The following is a 24,266-nucleotide window of genomic DNA, read 5'->3' on the forward strand; positions in this document are numbered from 1 at the left end:
TTACTTCGGCTTTACCTCGAATTCGCCGACCAAAATGGAACTGCCCTGCTCCTTCAGGCGCAGGGTAACCATCTTGTCGTCCGCCTTCTGCGTGCCGAAGCCCGTAGTGAAATGAAGCTGTAGCGTAGTCGCTCCGGTGACAATCTGCTGCGCGCTCCCATAGTAATTGACCTCGATGCGATAAATACCTGGCTTGGCGTTACGCAGCATGAATTCCTCCGGCCCATAGCCGCCAGTGAAGTCGCGCGACATGCGGCCGCCCTGGTAAGTCAGCTGATAGCCGTAATACGCGCGCTCGCCGTCAGGATCGATTACGTGCAAGTCCATATCGCTGTTGTCCGCATCCCAGGTCAGCACCACGCGCAAATCCACCGGCAGGTTACGCAACAGGCGTGAATCCATGCCGCGTGTATTGAGCGTGCGGCCGGCAGCTTTGCCCCGGGCCACGATCGAATTCAGCTCGGCCAGCGCAATCAACTCCACCTCGGCAAAACGCCCGTCCCAAGGCCGCAGTACCACCTGGTACAGTTGCTCGATTGCGCGCTGCTCCTGGCCGCTGGCGGCAAGGGCCAGCCCCAGGTCGCGGAACGATTGCGGCTCTTCTTCCGCCATTTCTTGTACCCGCTCCAGCAATGGCACGGCCAGCCGTGGAGCACCCGCCTCCATCAGGCGGTAAGCCAGTACGCGCAGCACGTGCCGGTTCTCCAGCTCCATCTCGGCCAGGTTGGACAACACCCGGAGGCCCAGGTCGCGCTGGCCGCGCTCCAACATCAACCCTGCCACGTCCAACAGGAAGGCACTGCTGCCCGTGTGCGACGGGCGCTCGTCAAGGTAGATGCGGTACATATCGCCTGCCGCCGCCTTGCGCATGCGCGCAGTATAGGCAGCATCGGGCTGCCACGCCTTCAACCTGATGCTTGCACCGCCGTTGATCCGTTTATCGGCTGGAATATCCAGCTCGTCGACCATCATTGGTGCGGCTGCCGCAGGCGCCACCGGGCGCGCAGCCATCATCGGTGATGGCGCAGGTGGCGGCATTGCTTCCATCATCGGGGCCTCGACAATGCGCATATCGGCCATGGCCTCCTTCTTCGCTGCAGGCGGGTGTTTTTTTGGGAACGGTTTCTCCCACCACGCCACCTTGGCCTGGAACTCCTGCACCACGTTGTCCAGCTGTTTTACGCGCTCTTTAGTGAGCTGGATACGGTTCTCCGCCTTCATTTTTTCGAAAGCAGCGCGGTATTTTTGGGGTGGCGCCACGTCGTGCCGCACATAGTCTTCCAACTGCTCGAGCACCAGAAGCGAAGTCTCGCGGGTGGGTAAGCCAAACTCCAGCCCAAGGCGCCGGATCGCCGCGCGATTGAGTTCATAGTTGCCCTCCAATTGGGCAATGCGACGGTTGGCCCACCACCATGCGGCCAGCGGATGGGGGGCGCTCTTGTCGCTGGCAGGATCAATGGACACTTCGTATTTCCTGCCCTGGTTGTCCAAGGTCACGACCAGCGGCTCTCTGCCCCGAACCTTACCCGCCACGCGCAGCAGGCCTGCCTGCACCTGGCTTTCATCCACCACCACATCGCCGGCCAGCATGCCGGTGGCACCAGTCACCCTGACGCCATCGGTAAGAAGTTCTTGCGATGCATGATGGGCGTCGACCGGATCGATGGCAATATGCCGGCCGCCATTTGCATTGGCCCAAGCCGCCAGGCGTACAATATCAGCGCCAGCACTGGAACTCAGGGTGAACAGGCGGCGGCCCTTGGCAAGCTGCGGGAACGCGCCCACGCCGTAGTTGCGCAAGCCATCGCTGAACATCAGGTATTCGTCGACGTCGGGCTGCGGCTGCCAGTCCGCGAGCGCGCTGGCGCCGTCATAGATAGTCGATTCCAGCTCTTCAATCAAAATGCCGGACTGCCCCTTTGCCAGCTTGATCACTTTGACCGGCTCCGCCTTATCGCGCAGGCGCACCAGGCGTACCTCGACATTGCCCGCGGCCTCGAGATAACTAGCCAGTACACGCATCTCCGCTTTCAGGGCGCGATGTGCGCCGGAACTGGAGCTATCCCAGAGCAGGCCAACCACTCTTGGCAATGTACGTTGCTTGCGTTCGGCGGGCACAGGCACCTCGGCCAGGAAATATTGTTGGCCATTGAACTCCTCCACATAAGTCTTAGGCTTGTCCTGCGCGGCAGGCACCCGCAGCAGGATTTCTCCTTTCGCCTTGGCGACTTCCATCTGCCAGCCACCACTCTCGGCGCGGGCAAAGTGGTCCGGCAGGCCGATGGCGACCGGAGCCTCTTCGCTTGCCATAACACGCACATCCAGCGCCACGGGGATGCTGAAGTGCTTCAATGGCAGCCGATAACTCCAGTTTTTCTGCTGGCGCACCAGCATTGCGGCGTACTTCAGTTCCACCGTTCGCGTGCCCTTGCCCGGGATCGGATAAATGCGCAGCTTGAAGTTGTTGCCCTGCGTTTGTTCCAGCAAGGCAGGATCTATGCGGCGCCGTTCTTCCGCTTCCAGTATCTGCCGTCCGCGCTCTTTCTCGATCGGCACCGCCGGGCGCAGTTCGCCGCCGACATCCAGCGCAAAGCCTGTTACCTGCTGGGCCTCACCAAGCGGGAATTGCAGGTCGCCCTCAAGCTGGCGCGTGTTCGGGTTGTAGAACACCAGCTTGACCGTCGTTTCCGCCATGCCGCCCGAAATCACGGTCTGCATGGCCGCACTTTGCACGCGAACCGGCGCTTCGCTGCCCGTCGTATTGGACCTGATTAATGGGGGTATTTGCGCCATGGCCGCGCCGCTAGCCAACATGCACAGCACCAGGATGAGTCTCGCCAACATGATTACTCCCTTCAAAGTGAACGCTTCTGAACAGGAATCGGGCTGGCGCGAAAATAGGGGTTAAACGAACGAGAATAATTTGACAACGCAAAAAAGTGAGACTAAAGTGATATCACTTTGATTTAACCCTCCTGGATGGATCATGAACCGAACCGAAAAGCCGTTTTCGTCTTACAGTGGTTACCTGGCGCTGACCGTCGTAGTTTTGCTGGCGATCTTTGCCTTCCTGATGCTGCGTGGATTCCAGCCACTGCTGGCAGCAGTGAGCGTGGTGGTGGCCGTATTTCTGGCGCCCGGGCTGTATATGCTGCAGCCAAACGAAAGTGCCATCCTCACCCTGTTCGGCCAATACATCGGCACCGACCGCAGCGAAGGCCTGCGCTGGGCCTTCCCGCTGTACCGCAAACAGCGGCTGTCGCTGCGTGCCCGCAACCTGAATGCGCCGACGCTGAAGGTGAACGACAAGCGCGGCAATCCGGTGGAGATTTCCGCCGCCATCGTCTGGCGCGTGCAGGATACGGCGCAGGCCATCTTCGACGTGGACGATTTCGAGCGTTACGTGGCCGTGCAGGCAGAAGCGGCAATCCGCCACCTGGCTTCGCGCTACGCTTACGATGACGGCGAAGACCTCTTGAAAGGCGAAATGACGCTGCGCTCCGGCATGGACGAAGTGTCGCTGGCCTTGCGCAGCGAACTGCAGGAACGCTTCAAGGCAGCCGGCGTGGAGACTGTCGACGCCAAGCTGACCCACCTCGCCTACGCTCCGGAAATCGCGCAAGTCATGCTGCGCCGCCAGCAGGCCGAAGCCATCGTCAGCGCCCGTTCCCGCATTGTGCATGGCGCCGTCAGCATGGTCGAATCGGCACTGATTGCCCTGGCCGAGCGCGAGATCGTCGAACTGGACGCGGAACGCAAGGCGGCGATGGTCAGCAACCTGCTGGTGGTACTGTGCTCGGATAAAGAGACCCAACCTATCGTCAACACAGGCACCCTGTATAACTGAGTCAAGATGGCTAGCCCCGGCAAAAAAGCCTTTCCCCTGAGGATAGACCCGGCGTTGTGGGATGAACTGCAACGCCTGGCCGCCCAGGACCTGCGCAGCGTGAACGCGGAAATCGAGTTCCTGCTGCGCGAGGCATTGGCGCGCCGGGGCATCAAGCCAAAGCCGCCGCGCGGTAAGACCACGAATGATGAAGACTAGGCGAAAGTTGAGAGAAGTGGGAGGGTTAGCCCCAGCCTTGTCGAGCTCTACACAGGCCCGTTCGATGATGAAACAACCGACGCGACAAAGAAATTAATGATCGAGAGATTTGATGAATACATTGAAGTCCCGTATTCGCCGGACTTTTGGTATGACGTCGGGCTACCCCATGCTTCATGCCTCGCGGATCAATTTCAGTGCATAGATTGGCAACAACTGAGTGCTCTGATTAGTCAGCGCCCTGACGAATGGAAGATTCGTTGCGCAGAAGCGATCGACCCGTACCAGAATGAGCAAGCCGCGAAGCTTTTAATCTCTCTTCTGACAGTCAATAACGGCGACATTATCGTTGCGGCTGCCAGCAGCCTACGAACCTTTGATGGTCTGCCGTCTCTGCTTGCGCCGGGCGATCTAGCGCGAGTACGAAACTTAATCGCCACCGCTTCGGCCCCCGTCAGGATGGTATTGCAGGATTTCCTTCGCCGGGCCGAGCCCGTACTCCCAACAGCTTCGCCAAAGTAGGTCTCGCTCACGACACCGCCGCTAAAAGATGCAATATTGCTCTGCCGCAAACCCAAACGAAAGCTACCGCGCGGCCGCGATTCCATGTATAATTCACCGCTTGTGCGCTGCAACACATCAACGCAGCTGAAAATAACAACACAAATAGCAGCTTCGCGAAACTATCTGCCGCATCCCTGAACTTTGGATGCCGCCTAAAAAGCCCTTCCGCCCTGTGTGTCGTCATCAATGACACCGTCCCGGCGCAAAGCTTTTGTGCCGAAATTTCTATACAAAATAGAGTCGTTTCGTTTTGGTTTTAGCGTAGCTTTTTTTCGCTTTTTACGAAAGATATACATGACTTTTGAAGCACTTGGTCTCCACACGTCCATCCTCAACGCACTGACCGAAGCCGGCTATACCGCGCCGACTCCAGTCCAGCAGCAGGCAGTGCCTGCCGCGATCGAAGGCAAGGACCTGTTGGTTTCCTCGCAAACCGGCTCCGGCAAGACCGCGGCCTTCATGCTGCCATCGCTGCACCGCCTGGCCAGCGCGCCGTATGCCGGCTCCGGCAAGACCGCAGCGCAGGAAGCCCAGTCGGCGCGCGCCCGCGGCGAGCGTCCGCGCTTCCGCCCTGCCCAGCCAAAAATGCTGGTGTTGACCCCTACCCGTGAACTGGCCCTGCAGGTCACCACCAACACCACCAAGTACTGCTCCAACCTGCGCCACATCAAGTCGGTCGCAATCCTGGGTGGCATGCCTTACCCGAAACAGATGCAACTGCTGGCGAAGAATCCGGAAATCCTGGTCGCCACCCCAGGCCGCTTGATCGACCATATGGACCAGGGCAAGATCGACTTCTCGCAACTGGAAATCCTGGTACTGGACGAAGCCGACCGCATGCTGGACATGGGCTTCATCGAAGACATCGAGAAGATCGTCGCCGCTACCCCTGATTCGCGCCAGACCATGCTGTTCTCGGCGACCCTGGACGGCGTGGTGGGCAATATGGCCCGCCGCATCACCAAGGCCCCGCTGGTCATCCAGATCAACACCGCGACCACCAAGCACGAAAACATCGCACAGCGCGTGCACTTCGTGGACGACCTGTCGCACAAGAACCGCCTGCTGGACCACCTGCTGCGCGACGAAACCATGGACCAGGCAGTGGTCTTCACCGCCACCAAGCGTGACGCCGACACCATCGCCGACCGCCTGAACATCGCCGGTTTCTCCGCCGCTGCACTGCACGGCGACATGCACCAGGGCGCGCGCAACCGCACCCTGGACGGCCTGCGCCGCGGTAACGTGAAGGTGCTGGTTGCAACCGACGTGGCAGCACGCGGCATCGACGTGCCGAACATCACCCACGTGTTCAACTACGATCTGCCTAAGTTCCCTGAAGATTACGTGCACCGCATCGGCCGTACCGGCCGTGCCGGCCGTAACGGCGTCGCCGTATCGCTGGTAAATCACGCGGAAAACATGCTGGTGCGCCGCATCGAGCGCCTGACCCACCAGCCGATCCCGGTTGAAGTGATCGAGGGCTTCGAGCCTAAGCGTGCAGCGCCTTCGCGCTCCGCTTCGCGTCCAGGCTGGAAACCAGGCGACGGCCGTAACGCCAAGCCAGGCCAGCGTTCGTTCTCCAATCCTCGTTCGGAAGGCGGGCACTATCGCAGCGAAGGCAATCCGTTCGGTGGCGAACGCAAAGAAGGCGGCTACCGCAATCGCAATGAAGGCGGCTACCGCGCTGAAGGTGCTTCCCGTGGCGAACGTTCGGAAGGCGGTTTCCGCAGCGAGCGTCCTGAAGGTGGCTACCGTAACCGCAACGAAGGCGGCTTCCGCCCGGAGCGCCCGGCCGAAGGCGGTTTCCGCAACCGTGCTGACGGTGGTGGCTTCCGTTCCGAAGGCGGCTTCCGCGCTGAGCGCCCTGCAGAAGGCGGCTTCCGCAAGGAAGGCGGTTTCCGCGAGCGCGGCGAGAGCAATTTCCGCAACCGCGATCGCGATGCCGGCGGCTTCAAAGGCCCGCGCACCGATGCACCGCGCCGCCCATGGGGCGATCGCTAAGCTTTAGCGTGCAATAAAAAAGGCCGCCCGGGCAACCTGGCGGCCTTTTTCTTTTGTACGTTACCGAACGGAGCAGCCTTCAAAAGGGCGCGACACTGCGCCCATGAGAATAATCCTGATTGCCCTGTTGATAACCAGCACGGGCGCGCATGCGGACCAGGACTCGCCCTCCCCAACCGTGCGCGCCCAAGTGCTGCTGGACCGGGCCAACTTCTCCGGCGGCCAGATCGACGGCGCGGCCGGCGGCAATATGCGGCAGGCCCTGGTCGGCTTCCAGCGGGCGCACAACCTGCCGCTGACCGGCAAGCCGGATAACGCAACCCTTGCCGCGCTTGACGATGGCCAGCCAGTGCTCACTGAATACACCGTGACCGATGCCGACGTCGCCGGCCCGTTCGAGCCAGTGCCGGAGGAAATGGCCGACAAGGCGAAATTGCAGGCACTGGGCTATTCCTGCGCCGCCGAAGCACTGGGAGAACGCTTCCACGCCAGCCCCGCCTTGCTGCGCAAGCTCAATCCCGGCAAGGACATCGAGCAGGCGGGCACGCAAATCATGGTGCCCAATATCAGTGGCGAACGGCCCTTGCCGAAAGCGGCCCGCCTGGTGGTGGACCGCAGCGACAGCACGGTGACCTTGCTTGATGCGGGTGGCAAGGTGATCGCTCAAATGCCGGCCAGCACCGGCAGCGAGCATGACCCTCTGCCCATCGGGCAATGGAAAGTGAATGGCGTGGCACGCAATCCGCCCTTCCACTACAACCCGCAATTGTTCTGGGATGCGCGGCCTGGCGAGACCAAGGCCACCATCCCGCCCGGACCGAACAACCCGGTCGGCGTGGTGTGGATCGACCTGTCGAAAGACCACTACGGCATCCATGGCACACCGGAACCGGGCAAGATCGGCAAGACGCAGTCGCACGGCTGCATCCGCCTCGCCAACTGGGACGCAGCACGCGTCGCTGATGCGGTGGGACCGGGAACGCCAGTCGTGCTTCAGGAATAAGGAGGCTGCCATGAGACCCATAGGCGCATTCGGCACCCTGATTGTCGGCACCGTCCTTGGTGCCGGGGGTACGCTGCTGTTGCTTAGCCGCGTACCGCTTGATAACCGCGAAACCGCGGCCATTACGATTCCCGGCGACCGGCCGGCGCCAGTGCCGCCAACCGTCCCGGCGACACCGCCCGTCATCGAGCCTGGGGCAACGGTGCCGGCTCCCGCACTCACGCCGGCCCAGGCGGCGCCGGCCGAGCAGCCGCGCACGGCAAGCACCGCGGCTCCAGGCATTCCCGGCGCAGGCAAGGCGTCCGGCGATTCGCTGGCCGGCATGCAGCCGATGGAGGCCAGCGGCACCGGAGGCCTGGTGGCCAGCGGCGGCGGCGCTTCGCTGCTGATTCCTGTGGCAGGCGTGAAGCCGGCGCAAATCCAGGACACCTACAGCCAGCCGCGCGGGTCGGAGCGCATGCACGAAGCGCTCGATATCCTGGCTCCGATCGGCACACCGGTCTACGCCGTGGCAGACGGCAAGATCGCCAAGCTATTCAACAGCAAACCTGGCGGCCTGACGATCTACCAGTTCGACCCGAGCGAAAAATACTCTTACTACTACGCTCACCTTGACCACTACGCCACTGCGCTGAAGGAAGGCCAACAGGTCAAGCGCGGCGATTTGATTGGCTATGTGGGTGCCACCGGCAATGCGGATCCCGCTGCGCCGCACCTGCATTTCGCCATGTTTGAACTGCTTCCGGAGAAGAACTGGTGGCAGGGCAAGCCCATCAACCCTTACCCATTGCTTAGTCACCAGTGACGCACGCGGCCCGTGTCCATGTGCACGAACTGTGACGTCGGGTAGTAACCGACGCCACCGCCCTTCAACGCCAACGCGGCCTTGTGCAGTCGCTCCAGCTCGCGCCCTGGAATGCGCACGTCGATGGCTTTCCCTTCGATGTGCATGCTGTGCTTTGCCACCCCGCCGCTGGCCTCGGCCAGCATCTGGTTGGACTCAGGAGACCGGTAGCCGGAAATCACATGGATCACTTCATGGTTGCTGAACTGCGCACTGACGCGCTCGAGCAGCAGAATGAGCTCGGGATCGATGCTGGCGACCTTGTCGTTGCGGTGGTCGCGCAACAGGTGGTTGATGTCCTGCAGCGCCTCGGGAATGAACTGACCTTCGGCCCAGAACATGGTGCGCAGGGTTTCGCCGGTATGCGTGTTGTAGAAGCGCAGGCTGCGTTCATGCGGCGCCGCAATGGCGGCGCGCGCCATCGCCGGCAGCGCCAAAGCCGATGCCACCGCCACGGAACTCTTGAGGAATGATCGACGGTTGTTCATGACTGTAGTCTAGCGCTGACTTCGATTAGAAGTTTTTATGGCGCGCGGCAAGAAGTTTCGATATACTTGATTACTCAAGCACTTTTCAATGAATAGTCATGGATAACGCACTCGAATTCTGTCTGCGCCTTGCGCGCGCCCACGCCACCATCATTCGCCGCCTGGACACGGTCCTGGGCGGCCACCATGGCCTGAGTTTCAGCGACTTCACGCTGCTGCAAAGCCTGGCCAACGCTCCCGGCGGCCGCCTGCGCCGCGTCGACCTGGCCGACCGCCTGGGATTAACCGCGTCCGGCGTCACCCGCACCCTGCTGCCACTGGAAAAAACCGGCTGGGTCGCGCGCCAGGCCGACGAACGCGATGCACGCGTCGGTTATGCCGTCATCACGGCAGCTGGCCACGCGCTGCTCGACAACGCCCAACGCACCGCCACCGAATACGCCGCAGACTTGCTGCGGCATTCGAAGGATGAAGAACTGGCGCCGTTGAACGCCGTTCTCGCCAACCTGATCGGACCCCAATAATGACTCCCCATCCAAGCCTGAAAACCAATGCCAATTTCCGCTGGTTGCTCAGCGGCGGCATCCTGTCCATGTTGGGCGACCAATTCACCCTGATCGCCCTGCCCTGGCTCGTCCTGAAGCTGACCGGCGACCCGCTGTCGCTTGGCCTGGTGCTGGCCCTGCTGGGCGCCCCGCGCGCCATCTTCATCCTGATCGGCGGCGCCGTGGTTGACCGCTATTCGCCAAAACGCGTGCTCATGCTGACCAAGCACGCCAGCGCCTTGCTGGTGGGTGCGCTGGCAGTGCTCACGTTTACTGGCGCGGCCACGCTGCCGCTGGTGTATGCGCTGTCGCTCGGCATCGGCCTGGCCCAGGCGTTTGCTTATCCGTCCGGCAGTTCGATCATGCCGCGCACCATTCCGCCGGAGCTGCTGCAAGCCGCCAATGGCGCCACCATGGGCGTGCGCCAGGCCGGCATGCTGGCCGGGCCTTTGCTGGCCGCGCTGCTGCTGGCCATCGGCGACGCGGGCGATGCAACTGGCGGCATGCGTGCGCTTGGCCTTGCCTTCGCGTTCGACAGCCTGAGTTTCATGCTCTCCGCATGGACCTTGTCGCGCGTGGTGACGCTTGGAGGAGCTACGCCGCCGGTGCCGCAAAATGTGCTGCATGCCGTCGGCGAAGGCTTGCTGGCGGTGTGGCGCGACTTGGAAATGCGCACCTGCTTCGCCTATTGGGGCCTGGTGTCGGTGCTGATCGGCGGCACCATGCAGGTGGCCCTGCCTGTGCTGGCGAAGGAACGCCTGCACGACGGCGCAGCCTTCGGCATGCTGATGGCCGCCCACGGCGCCGGCATGCTGGCGGGCATGGCTTTCTCCAGCATGACCGCCAGGTACAACGCCGGCAAGCCGGTGCGCATTGGCCTGCTTGCCTTGTCGGTCGACGCAATGGCGGGCCTGCTGATCATGCCGCTCGGCCTGATCACTGCGGGCTGGCAAGGCGGCTTGCTGCTGCTATCGCTCGGCGCCCTGGTAGGCCTGGTGCAGGTGGCCGTGTTCACCTGGATCCAGAAGCGTGTCCAGCCGCAGATGATGGGGCGCATCATGAGCATCTTCATGTTCATCCTGTTCGGCCTGGCGCCGTTGTCATCGGCGGCAACCGGATGGATCATGCAAAGCGCGACCTTGCCGCAAATGTTCTTTGGCGGTGGCGTGATACTGGTGGTTTGCGCTACGCTTGCGTTGCTGTTCACGCCAATGCGCCGCATCGCAACCGCTTCTTAGGATCACGTACATGGAAACAAAATGGCTGGAAGACTTTATCTCGCTGGTTGAAACGAATAGCTTCAGCCGCTCCGCACAACTGCGCCACGTAACGCAGCCTGCGTTTTCGCGGCGCATCCAGTCGCTGGAAAACTGGCTGGGCATGGACTTGATCGATCGCACCTCCTACCCGACGCGCGTGACGCCGGCGGGGCTGGTGTTCTACGAGCAGGCGCTGGAAATGCTCAGCCAGATCAACGGCGTGCGCGAGCTATTGCGCGGCAAGCGGGCGGCGGCGCAGAACAGCATCGACCTGGCGGTGCCGCACACGCTGTCGCTGACCTTCATCCCGAAATGGATCACGCAGCTCGAAGAAGAATTCGCGCCGATCAATTCGCGCCTGATGGCGCTGAACGTGCACGATGCGGTGCTGCAGTTGGTGGAAGGCGGCTGCGACCTGCTGCTTTGCTATCACCATCCGCGCCAGCCGGTGCAGCTAGATCCGGGACGCTACGACATGCTGGTGCTGGGGCGCGAGGCGTTGCGCGCCTATGCGCGCTGCGACAAGGCGAAGCAGCCGGAGTTCGTACTGCCGGGGCGGAAGACTTCACCCCTGCCCTTCCTTTCCTACACCACCAATGCCTATCTCGGTCGCATGGTTGACCTGATCATGTCCGATGCGAAGCAGGCTTTGCATCTTGAGACGCACTACGAAACCGATATGGCGGAAGGCTTGAAGATGATGGCGCTGGAGGGACGCGGGATTGCGTTCCTGCCTGAATCTGCGGTGACGCGCGAGGTGAAACAGAAGCTGCTGGCGCCAGCCGATGGCGGACGCGCGGAGTGGGAAATCGAGATGGAGATTCGCCTCTATCGCGAGCGGCCAAGTACGGCAAGGCCCGGGAAGGCAATCGTGGCGCGGCTTTGGGAGCATTTGGCGGAGCGCCAGAAGCCGGCTTCGGCGAAGCGGCGCGTACCGGCTTCCGACCGCTAGACCCAGGTTTCCCGGTTCTGTAGTTTTAGTTCATGGAAGTGCCAAAAAGACAGGTTATGCAAATTTTGCATAACCGAATGCGCACTCGGCATTGGCCTCGGCAATTGCACAGGAATAAGATTCGCCGCGTTACCGAACAACCTGAGCGAGTCACACAATGACCAACCACGCCTTGCCGTCTTACCTCAACGCTGAAGATCTCGGTCCTTGGGGCCAGTACCTGAAACAAATTGACCGCGTCACCCCTCACCTGGGCGGCCTGTCCCGCTGGGTAGAAACCCTGAAGCGCCCTAAGCGCATCCTCGTTGTCGACGTTCCGATCGAACGTGACGACGGCTCGATCGCCCACTACGAAGGCTATCGCGTTCAACACAATATGTCTCGCGGCCCTGGCAAGGGTGGCGTGCGCTTCCACCAGGATGTCACCCTGTCGGAAGTGATGGCCCTTTCGGCATGGATGACGGTGAAAAACGCCGCCGTCAACGTGCCATACGGTGGCGCAAAAGGTGGTATCCGTGTCGATCCAAAGACCCTGTCCAAAGGTGAACTGCAGCGCCTGACCCGCCGCTACACCAGCGAGATCAGCCTGATCATCGGCCCAACCAAGGATATCCCGGCACCGGACGTCAACACCAACGAACAGGTGATGGCCTGGATGATGGACTCTTACGCCATGATCGAAGGTAACCTGTCGACCGGCGTTGTCACTGGCAAGCCAATCTCGATGGGCGGTTCGCTGGGCCGTCGTGAAGCAACCGGCCGCGGCGTGTTCGTGACCGGCCGTGAAGCGGCTGCAAAGCGCGGCGTGGCAATCCAGGGCGCACGCATTGCAATCCAGGGCTTCGGCAACGTGGGCGGCATCGCTGCCAATATGTTCGCGGAAGCTGGCTCCAAGATCATCGCCGTGCAGGATCACACCGGCACCGTGGTGCACCAGGGCGGCCTGAACGTGGCTGAACTGCACAAGCACGTAGCCGAAACCGGCGGCGTTGCTGGCTTCCCAGGCGCAGAAGCGACCCAGGACCGCGATTCCTTCTGGGGCATCGAGTCCGACATCCTGGTACCGGCAGCACTGGAACAGCAGATCACCGCCAAGAACGCAGGCCAGATCCGCACCAAGATCATCCTGGAAGGCGCCAACGGCCCAACCACTCCTGAAGCGGACGACATCCTGAACGACAAAGACATCCTGATCGTTCCGGACGTGCTGTGTAACGCCGGCGGCGTGACCGTGTCCTACTTCGAATGGGTGCAGGACTTCTCCTCCTTCTTCTGGAGCGAGGAAGAAATCAATGCACGCCTGACCCGCATCATGCAGGACGCGTTCAACTCCGTGTGGGAAGTGTCGCAAGAGAAGAAGGTTTCGCTGCGCACCGCAACCTTCATCCTGGCCTGCACCCGCGTGCTGGCTGCCCGCGAAGTTCGTGGCCTGTACCCTTAATCAAAAATCAAGCCGGGCGCCCGCGTAGCGCCCTGCAGCTTACGCCCGCACAGGCTACACTGCCTGTCGCGGGCGTTTTTCGCAGAACATAAGGAGAAGCACAGAATGAGCAGTCTTGAACAAAAGGCACTGGAATACCACAAGGCCGGCACGCCCGGCAAAGTGGCAATTGCAGTGACCAAGAGCGTTGGCAGCCAGGACGACCTGGCCCTGGCCTACTCGCCAGGCGTAGCGGCGCCTTGCATGGAAATCGCACGCGATCCGGCACTGGCCTATGAATACACGGCCAAAGGCAATCTGGTGGCAGTCATCACCAACGGCACCGCGGTGCTGGGCCTTGGCAATATCGGCGCACTGGCCGGCAAGCCGGTCATGGAAGGCAAGTCCATCCTGTTCAAGAAATTCGCAGGCATCGATTCCTTCGACATCGAACTGGACGAAACCGATCCGGACAAGCTGGTCGACATCATCGCGGCCATGCACCCTACTTTCGGCGGCATCAACCTGGAAGACATCAAGGCGCCTGAGTGCTTCTACATCGAACGCAAGCTGCGTGAACGCTTGAGCATTCCTGTGTTCCACGACGACCAGCACGGCACCGCCATCGTGGTCGGCGCCGGCATGCTGAACGCCGTTGAAATGACCGGGCGCGACATCGCCGACGTGAAAATCGTCTGCTCCGGCGCCGGCGCAGCCGCAATCGCCTGCCTGGAACTGCTGGTGGATATCGGCGCGCGCCGCGAGAATATCTTCGTGTGCGACTCCAAAGGCGTGCTGACCAAGGCCCGCAACCTGACCGGCGAAAAAGCCGACTGGGCGCAGGACACCACCGCCGCCACGTTGTCCGACGTAATGGAAGGCGCCGACGTGTTCCTCGGTGTATCCGGTCCTGGCGTGCTGTCGCAAGGCGACGTGCAGCGCATGAAGAAGCAGCCGATCGTGTTCACCCTGGCCAATCCAGAGCCGGAGCTGCGTCCTGAACTGGTACGCGAAGTGGCACCGGACGCGATCATCGCTACCGGCCGCTCCGATTATCCGAACCAGATCAACAATGCGCTGTGCTTCCCGTACCTGTTCCGTGCCGCGCTGGACACCGGCGCCACCACGATCAACCAGGAAATGAAGCGCGCCTGCGTGACCGCGCTGGCCGGCCTGGCGCACAGTGATGCCCGCTTCGGCAAAGACTACGTGGTGCCAGGCCTGCTGGACGACCGCCTGCTGCCGACGGTCACCCCGAAGATCGCGCAAGCAGCAATGCGCAGCGGCGTGGCGCGTAAAGAGCTGGACATGACCGCCTACTTCGAACGCCTCGAAGCGCTCGGCAAGCAACTACTGTAATTAAAGTCGGGGTCAGCTCCGGCAATCGGACAAATCGCTGCGCGATTTGTCCGATTGCCGGAGCTGACCCCGACTTTCATTTGTGGCGGGCGGCGATCCAGTCGTCCACCACACGCTCCAGCACCGTCATCGGCAAGGCGCCATGGCTCAGGACTTCGTGGTGGAATTCCTTCAGGTCGAACTTGTCGCCCAATTCAGTGCGCGCCTTCTCGCGCAAGCCGAGGATCGACAGCATGCCCACCTTGTAGGCCAATGCCTGGCCCGGTGAAACGATGTAGCGCTCAACTTCCGCCGTTGCCTCCTGTTCGGCCATGCCGGCATTTTCCATCATGTATTCGATGGCCTCTTCGCGCGACCAGCGTTTGTAGTGGATGCCGGTATCGACCACCAACCGCGCGGCGCGCATCATGTCGTCGCGCAGGCGCCCCAACTGGTCCAGCGGATCCGGCGTCAAGCCCATTTCAGAAGCCAGGCGCTCCGCGTACAGTCCCCAGCCTTCCTGGTATGCCGAAAAACTGATCACGCGGCGGAAAAACGGCACACCCTTCATCTCCTGCGCCAGCGATACCTGGAAATGGTGGCCCGGCATGACTTCATGGAAGACCGTGCTGCGCATGCCGAACTTCGGCGTGTCTTTCAGTGAGCGCATGTTTGCGTAGAACACGCCCGGCCGCGAGCCATCCATAGCGCCGGGTATGTAGTAGGCAGTCGGCGCCGTCGCCGCGGATTCCACGGGAGCGGCCCGCACCTCGATTGCCGCCTTGGGATGCGTGAGGAAAACGCCGGCCAGCTTTTCGTCCGCTTCCTTCATGATGGCGCGATACTCGGCCAGCATTTCCTTGCGCCCGTCTTCGGTATCGGGATAGCGGTACTTCGGATCACGCTGCAGCTGTAGCATCCGCTCACCAACGCTGCCCTGTTGCAGCCCGATCTGGCGCAGCAGCCGGTCCATGATGCCGGTGAGACGGTCGACATCGGCCAGCCCCAATTCATGCACCCGCTGCGGTGTCAGGTTGGTCGAGGTATGGAAACGAACGCACCAGGCGTAGTATTCGTCGCCGTTCGGCAGCGACCACGCGCCGTCGTTGGAATGCACGCGGCCTTGCAGCTCGACGAAATGGCGAATCAATTCGGCATAGGCCGGGTAGACGCTCTTCTGGATCGCCTCGGCCACGCCTTGCAGCAATTCGTTACGCACTTTCTCGCTCATATCCGACAGCGGAATCGCATCGAGCTTGGCCTTGAAGCTGGTGTACAGCATGTTCTCGCGCGCCGGCCGGCCAGCGAAGCCGTGCATCTGCAACAGCACCTTCTCGACCAGGAATTGCGGCGGCAGGATGCCTGCCGCTTGCTGCGCGCGCAGGCTCTCGATCAATTGCTCGAACTTGCGCGGGAACTTCTGCAGGCGGGAGATATAGCTTTCTGCTTCGCTGCGGTTACTGACGCGATGCACGTCGTTCATGAATTCAGGCAGCGCGCTTTGCAGACCATGCACCTGGTTGACAGGGAATTCGTGAAGCTGGAAGCGCTCGCCTTCCGCCACGGTGCTCAGGTAATAGTGCAGCGTGTCGTAGGACAGTTGCGCCTCGCGCCCCAGCTCATTGCGGTCGTAGCGATCGAGCATGGCCAGGTTGTCCTTCATGTCCTGGTAATACTCGCGCCGGCGTTGCGGCGATTCATCGTCCAGCCGCGAACTGGAGAAATCCAGCCAGTTTGGCAGCACCCGCAGCCGTGACATCATCTCCGGGCTTTTCAGGGCAGCCGAGGCAAAGCCGCGCATGTAAAACCATTCGAGCTTGAGCGGTTTCGAATACCACGTTTGCGTCAACAGCACGGCGCCGGCGCACAAGGCAGCAGTGGCGCCGGTCAATCCCCAGACCGCGATTTTCCTAGTATTGATCTCCATGCGCGAAATATTACAGTATCATGCCCGCTTGGCCAGCCACTAGCTGGCAGAATTGATAACAGACCGGAGATCCCGAATGACCTTACGCCTGCTGGTACTGGGCGCCGCCATCGCTGCGGCCACCAATGCCGTTGCCGCCCCGCGCGGCTTGACCATCGAAGACTTGGCGAGCATGGACCGCGTTGGCAGCCCAGTGCTGTCGCCCGATGCAAGCCGCGTGGTGTACACCGTCCGCGCCACCAATATGGAAAAGAACCGCGGCATCACGCAACTGTGGATGATCGACCTGAAGGCCGCCAAGCCGGCCCCGGTCCAACTGACCCAGCACGATGCCAGCAGCAGCCAGCCGCAATGGTCCGCTTCGGGCGACGCCGTGTACTTTGTGAGCGGCCGTTCGGGCTCCGCGCAAGTTTGGCGCCTGCCGATGAACGCCGGCGGCGAAGCGGTGCGCGTCACCGATTACCCGCTGGGCGTGGAAAGCTTCCGGCTGTCGCCCAAGGGTGACCGCCTGGCACTGGCCTTTGAAGTGTTCCGCGATTGCGCCGACCTGGCCTGCACCAGGAAGCGCCTGGACGACAAGTCCAAGAACAAGGCCACCGGCATGCTGTACAACGAAATGTTCGTGCGCCACTGGGATACCTGGTCCGATGGCCGCCGTAACGTGCTGTACTCGGCGCCAATCGACACCGCCGGCAAGGCCGGCGCACCCGTCAGCCTGAGCGGCTCGCTGGATGGCGACGTGCATTCCAAGCCGTTCGGCGACAACGCCGACTACCAGTTCTCGCCGGACGGCCAGAAACTCGTGTTCTCGGCACGGGTAGCCGGCAAGGCCGAATCCTGGTCCACCAACTTCGACCTGTACGAAGTGCCTGCGGCAGGCGGCGCGGCCCCGCGCAACCTGACTGCCGAAAACCCGGCATGGGATGCCAAGCCTTCCTTCTCCCCGGATGGCAAAACCATGGCCTACCTGATGATGAAGCGTCCAGGCTTTGAAGCCGACCGCTTCCACCTGGTGCTGATGGACGTCGCCACCGGCAAGAAACGCGTCGTAGCGCAGGATTGGGACCGCTCCATCGCCGACTACAAGTGGCGCGCCGATGGCAAAGCCCTGCTGGCCAATGCCGACGACATTGGCAACCACCGCCTGTTCTCGATCGATGCCGCATCCGGCAAAGTCACCGCGCTGACCGGCAAAGGCTATGCAGGTGAGTTCGACACCCAGAAAGACACCGTGATCTCCGCAGCAGCGTCGCTGGGCGGCGGAGCGCAACTGGTCAGGCTGAAGACCGAAGGCGCCGAGCAGAAAGGCACGCAACTGACCTGGGCCAACGCAGAACGCCTGAAAGACGTGAAGATGGCGGAGTACGAACAGTTCTCCTTCAAAGGCGCAAACGGTGAAACCGTGTATGGCCACGTCATGAAGCCATGGAACTACGAACCAGGCAAGAAATACCCTGTTGCCTTCCTGGTGCACGGCGGCCCGCAGGGCAGCTTTGGCAATAGCTGGAGCTACCGCTGGAATCCGCAAGTGTACGCCGGCGCCGGCTACGCTTCGGTGTTCATCGACTTCCACGGCTCGACCGGCTACGGCCAGGGCTTCACCGATTCGATCAGCGGCGATTGGGGCGGCAAGCCATTGGAAGACCTGCAGAAAGGCCTGGCAGCAGCCGTGTCCAAGTATGACTTCCTCGATGGCCAGAACGCCTGCGCGCTGGGCGCATCCTACGGCGGCTTCATGATGAACTGGATCGAAGGTAACTGGAGCGACGGCTTCAAATGCATCGTCAACCACGACGGCGTGTTCGACCAGCGCGGCATGGCCTACTCCACCGAAGAACTGTGGTTCACCGAATGGGATAACGGCGGCACCTACTACGCCAACCCGAACGGCTACGAAAAGTTCAACCCGGTAAACCATGTAGCCAAGTGGAAGACCCCGATGCTGGTGGTGCAGGGCGACCTGGACTTCCGCATTCCGACCGCACAGGCACTGGGCACCTTCACCGCACTGCAGCGCCAGGGCATCGAGTCCAAGCTGCTGGTATTCCCGGACGAGAATCACTGGGTACTGAAGCCTGCCAACTCGATCCTGTGGCACCACACCGTGATCGGCTGGCTGGATGACCACCTGAAGAAGAAGTAATTAAGTTAAAAGTCGGGGTCAGCTCCGGCTTCTCGAGGAGTTTTGCGCTTCGCGCAGCGCGAAATGTCCGATTGCCGGAGCTGACCCCGACTTTCTTATTCAAAGGCGCAGGTGCGGAAGCCGTTGAAGATATCGTCCCGTTCCGGCAGGTAGAAATTGCGGAACTTGGCCGAGCCAAGCCGTGAAGGGGTGGCGAACGAGGCACCGCGCAATACCTGGTGGCTGCTGAACCACGGCGCCGAATACTCGCGATAGCGGTCGGTAGTAAAGCCGGGATAAGGCTCGAACGGTGATGCCGTCCATTCCCACAACTGGCCCCAGCGGAACGCCGGATGCCCGTGCAGGGCCGCATATTCCCATTCAATTTCCGTCGGCAGCCGCCGATTGGCCCAGGCGCAGTAGGCCTGCGCCTCATACAGCGACACGTGCCGCACCGGCTCATGCGCCGCCAGCGTCGTAAGCCGTCCAAAACGCATGGTGCGCCATTGCCCGTTATCGCGGCGCCAGTAGCGTGGGGCAGAACGTTCCTGCCGCAGCAGCCAGTCGGCGCCGGAATTGCTCCAGAACTCGCGCCGCTCGTAGCCGCCGTCTTCCACGAAGTCCGCATACTGGGCGTTGTTGATGAGCGTGGAGTCCATGCGGAACGGCGCCACATGGCAAGGATGCGCAAACTTTTCGTTATCGAAGATGAAGCCGCCCGTGTCGGGTGCGCTGCCCAATTGCAGGGTGCCGCCGGGGAAGGCAATCTCGCCCGGCGCACCGGATGCGCGCTCGTCGTGGGTCAGGTGCGCCGGCGCCTGCAAGCCCAGGGTCTGCAAGGTGTAGAGGAAGGCCTCGCCATGCATGTCTTCGTGGGCCAGCGCCAGCCGGTATGGATACAGCGCTTCATCCGTATTCGGTTCGCGCGACAGCTTGTCCAGGACGCGGTCAAGCACTTCGTGGCAATAGGTCTTCACGCCTCCGGTGCTGGGCAGGTCGAGGCTCCAGCGGCTGCGGTGCGGCACCATATTGGAATCGAACCAGTCGTCGCCCTTGCGCAGCAAAGACATGTACAGCGCATCGGCCGGATGGCTCGAAATCGCCTCGCGCAACACGAACCACTCGGCGAACCAGGCGGTATGGCCCAACTCCCACAGCGGCGGATTGACGATGCGCATTTGCGGCACGCGCATCGACGCGTCCATGCCGGCGGCTGCAAAGCATTCGAAAAGGCTCAGCGTATAATTGCGCGCAGCCTGCAAGGCATCGGCAAGTTGCTGTGTTCGGGCGGTCCGGAACGAGGCGTGGATGGCGTTCATGGGTCGATTGTAGCGATATTTGAGCGAAATACACCAGTGAGCAAGCAGACAATCTGTATCGTCAGCCCGGCGCTGGCACAGGCCAACAACGGCAATTGGCAAACCGCTCGGCGCTGGGCGCAATTCCTGCGCACGCGCTACCAGGCCGAGATCGCTTCCGACTGGCCCGCCGAGGCGGCGCCGCACCTGTTGATTGCCCTTCATGCCCGCCGCTCGGCCGCACCACTGGCGCATTTCTGCGCGGCGTATCCCGGCCGTCCAACCATCCTGGTGCTGACCGGCACCGACCTGTATCGCGACATCCATAGTGACGCCGACGCGCAAGCGTCCCTTGAGCGCGCCACGGCGCTGGTCCTGCTGCAGCCTGCCGGCCTGCAGGAACTGCCGTCCCATTTACGCGCCAAAGCCCACGTCATCTATCAATCAGCGCCAGCGCTGCATCCTGCCACGCGCGGCGTCGTGCCGCGCCACCACGACATCCTGATGGTCGGCCACCTGCGCGAAGAAAAGGATCCGCGCACCTTCATGTTGGCCGCTTCGCATACGACCGCCCGCAGCGCGCGCCTGGTCCATATCGGCGGCGTACTCGATCCCGCGCTTGGCGACGCCGCCACCGTCGCCAACGCGGCCTGGCCAGGCCGCTACCAGTGGCTGGGCCCCCTGCCCCATGCCGACACCCGCCAACGCCTGAAGCACGCCCACGCCATGGCCATCTGCTCGCGCATGGAAGGCGGCGCCAACGTCATCATCGAGGCGGTAACCAGTGGCGTCCCCGTGCTGGCCAGCGATATCAGCGGCAACCGCGGCATGCTGGGTGAAGACTATCTCGGCTACTTCCCGCTGGGTGATGCGCAAGCACTGGCCAAGCTTGTTGACAAAAGCATCAACGTCCCCGGCTGGTACGCGAAACTGCAAGAGCAATGCGACCGCCGCGCTCAACTTTTCACTCCCGAAGCCGAGCAGGCAGCCCTGCTCGACTTGGTGGATAATCTGCTCCATACGAACTGAAAGCCCCCATCATGAGCACTGAACCAATCAAACTCACTTCCTTCTCCCACGGCGGTGGCTGCGGCTGCAAGATCGCGCCCGGCGTGCTGTCCGAGATCCTGAAAAACACCAACGGTTTCCCGGTGCCGAAGGAACTGATGGTCGGCATCGAAACGGCCGACGACGCTGCCGTCTACAAGCTGAATGACGAGCAGGCACTGATCGCCACCACCGACTTCTTCATGCCGATCGTCGACGATCCGTTCGACTTCGGCCGCATCGCCGCCACCAATGCCATCTCCGACGTGTATGCCATGGGCGGCACCCCGATCATGGCGCTAGCCCTGGTCGGCATGCCGGTCAACAAGCTGCCAATCGACGTGATCGGAAAGATCATCAAAGGCGGCGAATCGATCTGCAACGAAGCCGGCATCCCGATTGCCGGCGGCCACACCATCGATTCCGTTGAGCCGATCTACGGCCTGGTGGTGCTGGGCCTGGTGCATCCGTCGAAAGTGAAGCGCAATGCCGACGCCAAGGCCGGCGACGTGCTGGTGCTGGGCAAACCGCTGGGCGTGGGCGTGCTGTCCGCCGCGCTGAAAAAAGGCGTACTGGGCGACGAGGGCTACAAGGCCATGATCGATAACACCACCAAGTTGAACAAGCCAGGCAAAGCCTTGTCCGAACTGCCGGGCGTGCACGCGCTAACCGACGTCACCGGTTTTGGCCTGCTCGGCCACCTGCTGGAACTGGCGCGTGGCGCCAAACTGACCGCCAAGCTCAATATGTCGCAAATCCCGTTGCTGCCCGGCGTCGAAAAGCTGGCGCATGACGGTTTCTTTACTGGCGCTTCCGGCCGCAACTGGGACGCATACGGCAAGGATGTCCTGCTGTCGCCTGACATCAGCCAGCCGCAGCACACCCTGCTGACCGACCCGCAAACTTCGGGCGGCCTGCTGGTGTCCTGCGATCCATCGAGCGTTGACGAAGTGCTGGCCCTGTTCCGCAGCCATGGTTTCGAACATGCCGCTGTGATCGGCGAAATGGCAGCCGGCGAGCCGCGCGTGCAAGTCGCTGCCTGATGACAGCCATAAGCCTCATCGGCTTTGCAACAGCGCTGGCTGTTGTTGCAGGGCCGCTGGCGCTTTGGCTGGCAGGACGTCTCAAGTCCCCGCGGCCCGACGAAGGACTTTGCGCGCTCTGGGACTGGAAGCTTACGGCGACATCGGCCTTGCTCTATGTGCTGGCCTTCAACCTGACCTTCTTCATCCAGGAACTGTTCCTGGTGCTGCCGAAGGCTCTCACGCCCGGTTTACGGCCGACACTGTTCCACAACAATCATAGCTGGGAAGGCGCGAGCCCGCTGGCCAGCCTGTTCCAGGGCACTGGCGCAATGGCTACGCTTGCAAGCGGCATCGTTTGCGCCCTTCTGCTGCGGCGCAGCACCTACCGGTCTGCGGCAACCGGCCTGTTTTTGTTCTGGATGGGCTATAGCGGCCTGTTCATGGCACTGCCGCAAATCGTCATCGGCGCCATTAGCAATCAAAGCGACCTTGGCATGTTCATGGGCTATTTTGACCTTGGAACGAGCACAAAGACTCTCCTGGGACTGATCGCATTGGCCCTCATTCCTTGCGCCGCACGGTGGCTGAGCGCCATGATGCCTGACTTGGGACAATCAACGTTCAGGATCGCTACGCTTCCCGCCCTGCTTGCCCTTCCGGTCATCACATTGTTCCGCATGCCGCGGGAATGGATCGAAGTGCTGATGGTGCCGGTCGTCGTCAGTTTCATTGGCCTGGCGTGGATCCAGGCTGACGCATGGCGTGCCAAGGCGCGCGCCGATCATGCTGGCGCGGCAGACGTGTCGCTCGCGTGGCCGTTTGGCATGGTGCTTTGCCTGCTCTTGATCTTCCAGCTTTTGCTTCGCCGCGGCATCCGATTTTACTGATCGCCATGACAAAAAGGGTTGCTATTTGGAAATTCTCGTCTATGATGAAGTCATACCAGACCTCATCTACGCGATATGCAGCTCCATGAGCACCATGCCGTCCCGATCCGCAAGGGACCACCGCGCCCGCAAGACGCATTAGCCCCCTTCGTGGCTTCCGCAAGCTCGTTTGACATGACGAGCGAAGACGAAATCGGCGATGCACTGACCCTCCTGGCCGCCAGCGGCGACGCCATCTCGATGTATGCGCCCGGCAGCCGCGAGGCTGTCCTCGGACGCATCTTGTCGGTCGATCCCGAGTTGCCGCATTTTGTGATGGAACTGAACGAAGGTTCAGTCCTGCAGCCGGGCAAAGTCACTTTCGTGAGCTGGCTGCGCACGGCGAAGCTTCAGTTTCGCCTGTCCAGCCCTGCATGGGGCTCCGTTCCCGGCAAGCCGCATCTGATCCCGATGACGTTCCCGGAAGCCTGCACGGTCCTTAACCGGCGTGCTTCGGAGCGGGTCGAGACGCCGCTGGGGGCCACCCTCATGGCCTCTTTCGAACTGATCAAGCATACCTATGAGCTGCCAATTTACGATCTTTCGCTGGGCGGCGTAGGTCTGCGCTGTTCGAAACTCCAGGCGAAAGGCTTGTTCAAAGGACGCAAAATTCCAGGCGTGATGCTGGAACTGGGACCGGAAATCGAGATCGCCACGGAGCTGGAGATCCGCTTCACCCGCAGCTTGCGCTCCTTCCTGCTCGGCGAACAGCTTCACCTTGGCTGCAAATTCCTCAATATGACGCCGGAGGCCGCCGCACAACTCGCCGAACAGATGGAGCTTATTTCAGGAAGCGGAAAGTAGGCTCGATATTCTTCGAGTGAAGGAAGTTGACGATGTCTTCCAGCGTCGCATCCTTCAGCAAAAGGTCGTCCGCTGCGTCGCTGGCGGCAGTGCGGGTCGCAGGGACTCCGTGCGCAGGCGGGACGACGACTCCAGCGGACTGTCGCAGTTGATCCAGCGCTTGCGCAAACTGCGCAGGCGCAATGCTCTCCAGGCCCTCCAGCATCGCGACCTGCCCCGCTTCAGGCGGCTGTATGTCGAGCCCCTCATCGCCAGCAAAAGACACGCCCATGCCCGGGTGGATGAAGGCCGCCCACTTGCCGCTAGCCTGGTTCAGGAATGGCGGCAGCGAGCCAGGCACTACGCCGGCTTCAGCCTCGGCGCACGCGTCGGCGCAAACCAGCCTCGCGAATTCCTGCGCTTGCGCCGCCGTCACCGGCTGCTCCAGCGACAGCCAAAGCCCGAATGCGCCTGCACCCGAAATGCTCACGGCAGGAGCCGGCAGCCCCAACTCCGCCTGCAAGGCATTCGCCACGGTGCACAGGCGCTCCCAGTGCCCAGCCTCGCCATCCCCCGCCAGCTTCCTGAAGGACAGGCAAATGCTACGGGTGCCGCCATCGGATGGCGCAAGATAAAGTCGGCTCAATTCTGCATTCAGCTTTTGCATCAGAATTCC

At 61.8% G+C, this 24,266-nt stretch carries 21 protein-coding genes; 16 read left to right on the forward strand and 5 right to left on the reverse strand.

Annotated features, from left to right (window positions below; genetic code table 11):
- The gene (locus ASD58_RS21080) at positions 1-2,844 is read right to left on the reverse strand and encodes a VIT domain-containing protein (RefSeq protein WP_057263189.1); all 2,844 of its coding nucleotides are present in this window, start codon (positions 2,842-2,844) and stop codon (positions 1-3) included.
- Positions 2,845-2,986: 142 nt separating this feature from the next.
- Between ASD58_RS21080 and ASD58_RS21085 the strand changes: the two genes are divergently transcribed.
- The 6 genes from ASD58_RS21085 to ASD58_RS30715 all read left to right on the forward strand — a co-directional run bounded on the left by ASD58_RS21085 (position 2,987) and on the right by ASD58_RS30715 (position 8,421).
- Positions 2,987-3,847, forward strand: a complete 861-nt coding sequence (locus ASD58_RS21085) for an SPFH domain-containing protein (protein WP_057263190.1) — start codon at positions 2,987-2,989, stop codon at positions 3,845-3,847.
- A gap of 6 nt (positions 3,848-3,853) precedes the next feature.
- Positions 3,854-4,045 carry a hypothetical protein gene (locus ASD58_RS21090; protein ID WP_057263191.1) on the forward strand — a complete coding sequence of 64 codons (192 nt, stop codon included), beginning with the start codon at positions 3,854-3,856 and terminating at the stop codon, positions 4,043-4,045.
- Between the two features lie 96 nt (positions 4,046-4,141).
- Positions 4,142-4,567: a hypothetical protein gene (locus ASD58_RS21095; RefSeq protein WP_057263192.1), complete on the forward strand. Its 426-nt coding sequence runs from the start codon at positions 4,142-4,144 to the stop codon at positions 4,565-4,567.
- A 336-nt stretch (positions 4,568-4,903) separates the two neighbouring features.
- A complete protein-coding gene (locus ASD58_RS21100) occupies positions 4,904-6,613 on the forward strand; it encodes a DEAD/DEAH box helicase (RefSeq protein ID WP_057263193.1) in 1,710 nt (569 codons plus the stop codon).
- A gap of 103 nt (positions 6,614-6,716) precedes the next feature.
- Entirely contained in the window at positions 6,717-7,616 is a 900-nt protein-coding gene (locus ASD58_RS21105; RefSeq protein ID WP_057263194.1) for a L,D-transpeptidase, read from the forward strand.
- Between the two features lie 10 nt (positions 7,617-7,626).
- On the forward strand, positions 7,627-8,421 hold the full coding sequence (locus tag ASD58_RS30715) for a M23 family metallopeptidase (protein ID WP_082565583.1): 795 nt from the start codon (positions 7,627-7,629) through the stop codon (positions 8,419-8,421).
- Here the strand turns inward: ASD58_RS30715 and ASD58_RS21115 are convergent.
- On the reverse strand, positions 8,412-8,948 hold the full coding sequence (locus ASD58_RS21115; protein ID WP_057263195.1) for a DUF882 domain-containing protein: 537 nt from the start codon (positions 8,946-8,948) through the stop codon (positions 8,412-8,414). The two genes, ASD58_RS30715 and ASD58_RS21115, sit on opposite strands and share 10 nt — an antisense overlap.
- Positions 8,949-9,046: 98 nt before the next feature.
- Between ASD58_RS21115 and ASD58_RS21120 the strand changes: the two genes are divergently transcribed.
- The 5 genes from ASD58_RS21120 (at position 9,047) to ASD58_RS21140 (ending at position 14,483) form a co-directional block, all read left to right on the forward strand.
- Positions 9,047-9,472, forward strand: coding sequence for a MarR family winged helix-turn-helix transcriptional regulator (locus tag ASD58_RS21120; protein WP_057263196.1), 426 nt, complete (start codon positions 9,047-9,049; stop codon positions 9,470-9,472).
- Complete coding sequence (locus ASD58_RS21125; RefSeq protein WP_057263197.1) at positions 9,472-10,731, forward strand: MFS transporter; 1,260 nt, start codon at positions 9,472-9,474, stop codon at positions 10,729-10,731. Before ASD58_RS21120 ends, ASD58_RS21125 begins: the two co-directional genes overlap by 1 nt.
- Before the next feature lie 10 nt (positions 10,732-10,741).
- Positions 10,742-11,704 carry a LysR family transcriptional regulator gene (locus ASD58_RS21130; protein ID WP_057263198.1) on the forward strand — a complete coding sequence of 321 codons (963 nt, stop codon included), beginning with the start codon at positions 10,742-10,744 and terminating at the stop codon, positions 11,702-11,704.
- A gap of 157 nt (positions 11,705-11,861) precedes the next feature.
- Positions 11,862-13,145, forward strand: coding sequence for a Glu/Leu/Phe/Val dehydrogenase (locus ASD58_RS21135; protein ID WP_057263199.1), 1,284 nt, complete (start codon positions 11,862-11,864; stop codon positions 13,143-13,145).
- Positions 13,146-13,250: 105 nt separating this feature from the next.
- On the forward strand, positions 13,251-14,483 hold the full coding sequence (locus ASD58_RS21140) for a malic enzyme-like NAD(P)-binding protein (protein WP_057263200.1): 1,233 nt from the start codon (positions 13,251-13,253) through the stop codon (positions 14,481-14,483).
- Positions 14,484-14,559: 76 nt separating this feature from the next.
- Here ASD58_RS21140 and ASD58_RS21145 read toward each other — a convergent pair whose 3' ends face one another.
- Positions 14,560-16,389, reverse strand: a complete 1,830-nt coding sequence (locus tag ASD58_RS21145) for a DUF885 family protein (RefSeq protein ID WP_057263201.1) — start codon at positions 16,387-16,389, stop codon at positions 14,560-14,562.
- A 76-nt stretch (positions 16,390-16,465) separates the two neighbouring features.
- Between ASD58_RS21145 and ASD58_RS21150 the strand changes: the two genes are divergently transcribed.
- Positions 16,466-18,532, forward strand: coding sequence for a S9 family peptidase (locus tag ASD58_RS21150; RefSeq protein ID WP_057263202.1), 2,067 nt, complete (start codon positions 16,466-16,468; stop codon positions 18,530-18,532).
- A gap of 95 nt (positions 18,533-18,627) precedes the next feature.
- Here the strand turns inward: ASD58_RS21150 and senA are convergent, their stop codons facing one another.
- On the reverse strand, positions 18,628-19,830 hold the full coding sequence (gene senA / locus ASD58_RS21155; RefSeq protein ID WP_057263203.1) for a selenoneine synthase SenA: 1,203 nt from the start codon (positions 19,828-19,830) through the stop codon (positions 18,628-18,630).
- Positions 19,831-19,866: 36 nt separating this feature from the next.
- Here senA and senB point away from each other — a divergent pair, with 36 nt between their 5' ends.
- The 4 genes from senB (at position 19,867) to ASD58_RS21175 (ending at position 23,611) form a co-directional block, all read left to right on the forward strand.
- Positions 19,867-20,838, forward strand: coding sequence for a selenoneine biosynthesis selenosugar synthase SenB (senB, locus tag ASD58_RS21160; protein WP_057263204.1), 972 nt, complete (start codon positions 19,867-19,869; stop codon positions 20,836-20,838).
- Between the two features lie 11 nt (positions 20,839-20,849).
- Positions 20,850-21,899, forward strand: a complete 1,050-nt coding sequence (selD, locus tag ASD58_RS21165) for a selenide, water dikinase SelD (RefSeq protein ID WP_057263205.1) — start codon at positions 20,850-20,852, stop codon at positions 21,897-21,899.
- Positions 21,899-22,768, forward strand: a complete 870-nt coding sequence (locus ASD58_RS21170) for a hypothetical protein (protein ID WP_057263206.1) — start codon at positions 21,899-21,901, stop codon at positions 22,766-22,768. The genes selD and ASD58_RS21170 overlap by 1 nt, the downstream gene beginning before the upstream one ends.
- 75 nt (positions 22,769-22,843) lie before the next feature.
- The gene (locus tag ASD58_RS21175; RefSeq protein ID WP_082565584.1) at positions 22,844-23,611 is read left to right on the forward strand and encodes a flagellar brake protein; all 768 of its coding nucleotides are present in this window, start codon (positions 22,844-22,846) and stop codon (positions 23,609-23,611) included.
- Here ASD58_RS21175 and ASD58_RS21180 read toward each other — a convergent pair.
- Positions 23,589-24,257, reverse strand: coding sequence for a hypothetical protein (locus ASD58_RS21180; RefSeq protein WP_057263207.1), 669 nt, complete (start codon positions 24,255-24,257; stop codon positions 23,589-23,591). The two genes, ASD58_RS21175 and ASD58_RS21180, sit on opposite strands and share 23 nt — an antisense overlap.
- Positions 24,258-24,266: the final 9 nt, after the last annotated feature.

The organism is Duganella sp. Root1480D1 (genome assembly GCF_001427305.1).
Lineage (GTDB): Bacteria > Pseudomonadota > Gammaproteobacteria > Burkholderiales > Burkholderiaceae_D > Rugamonas.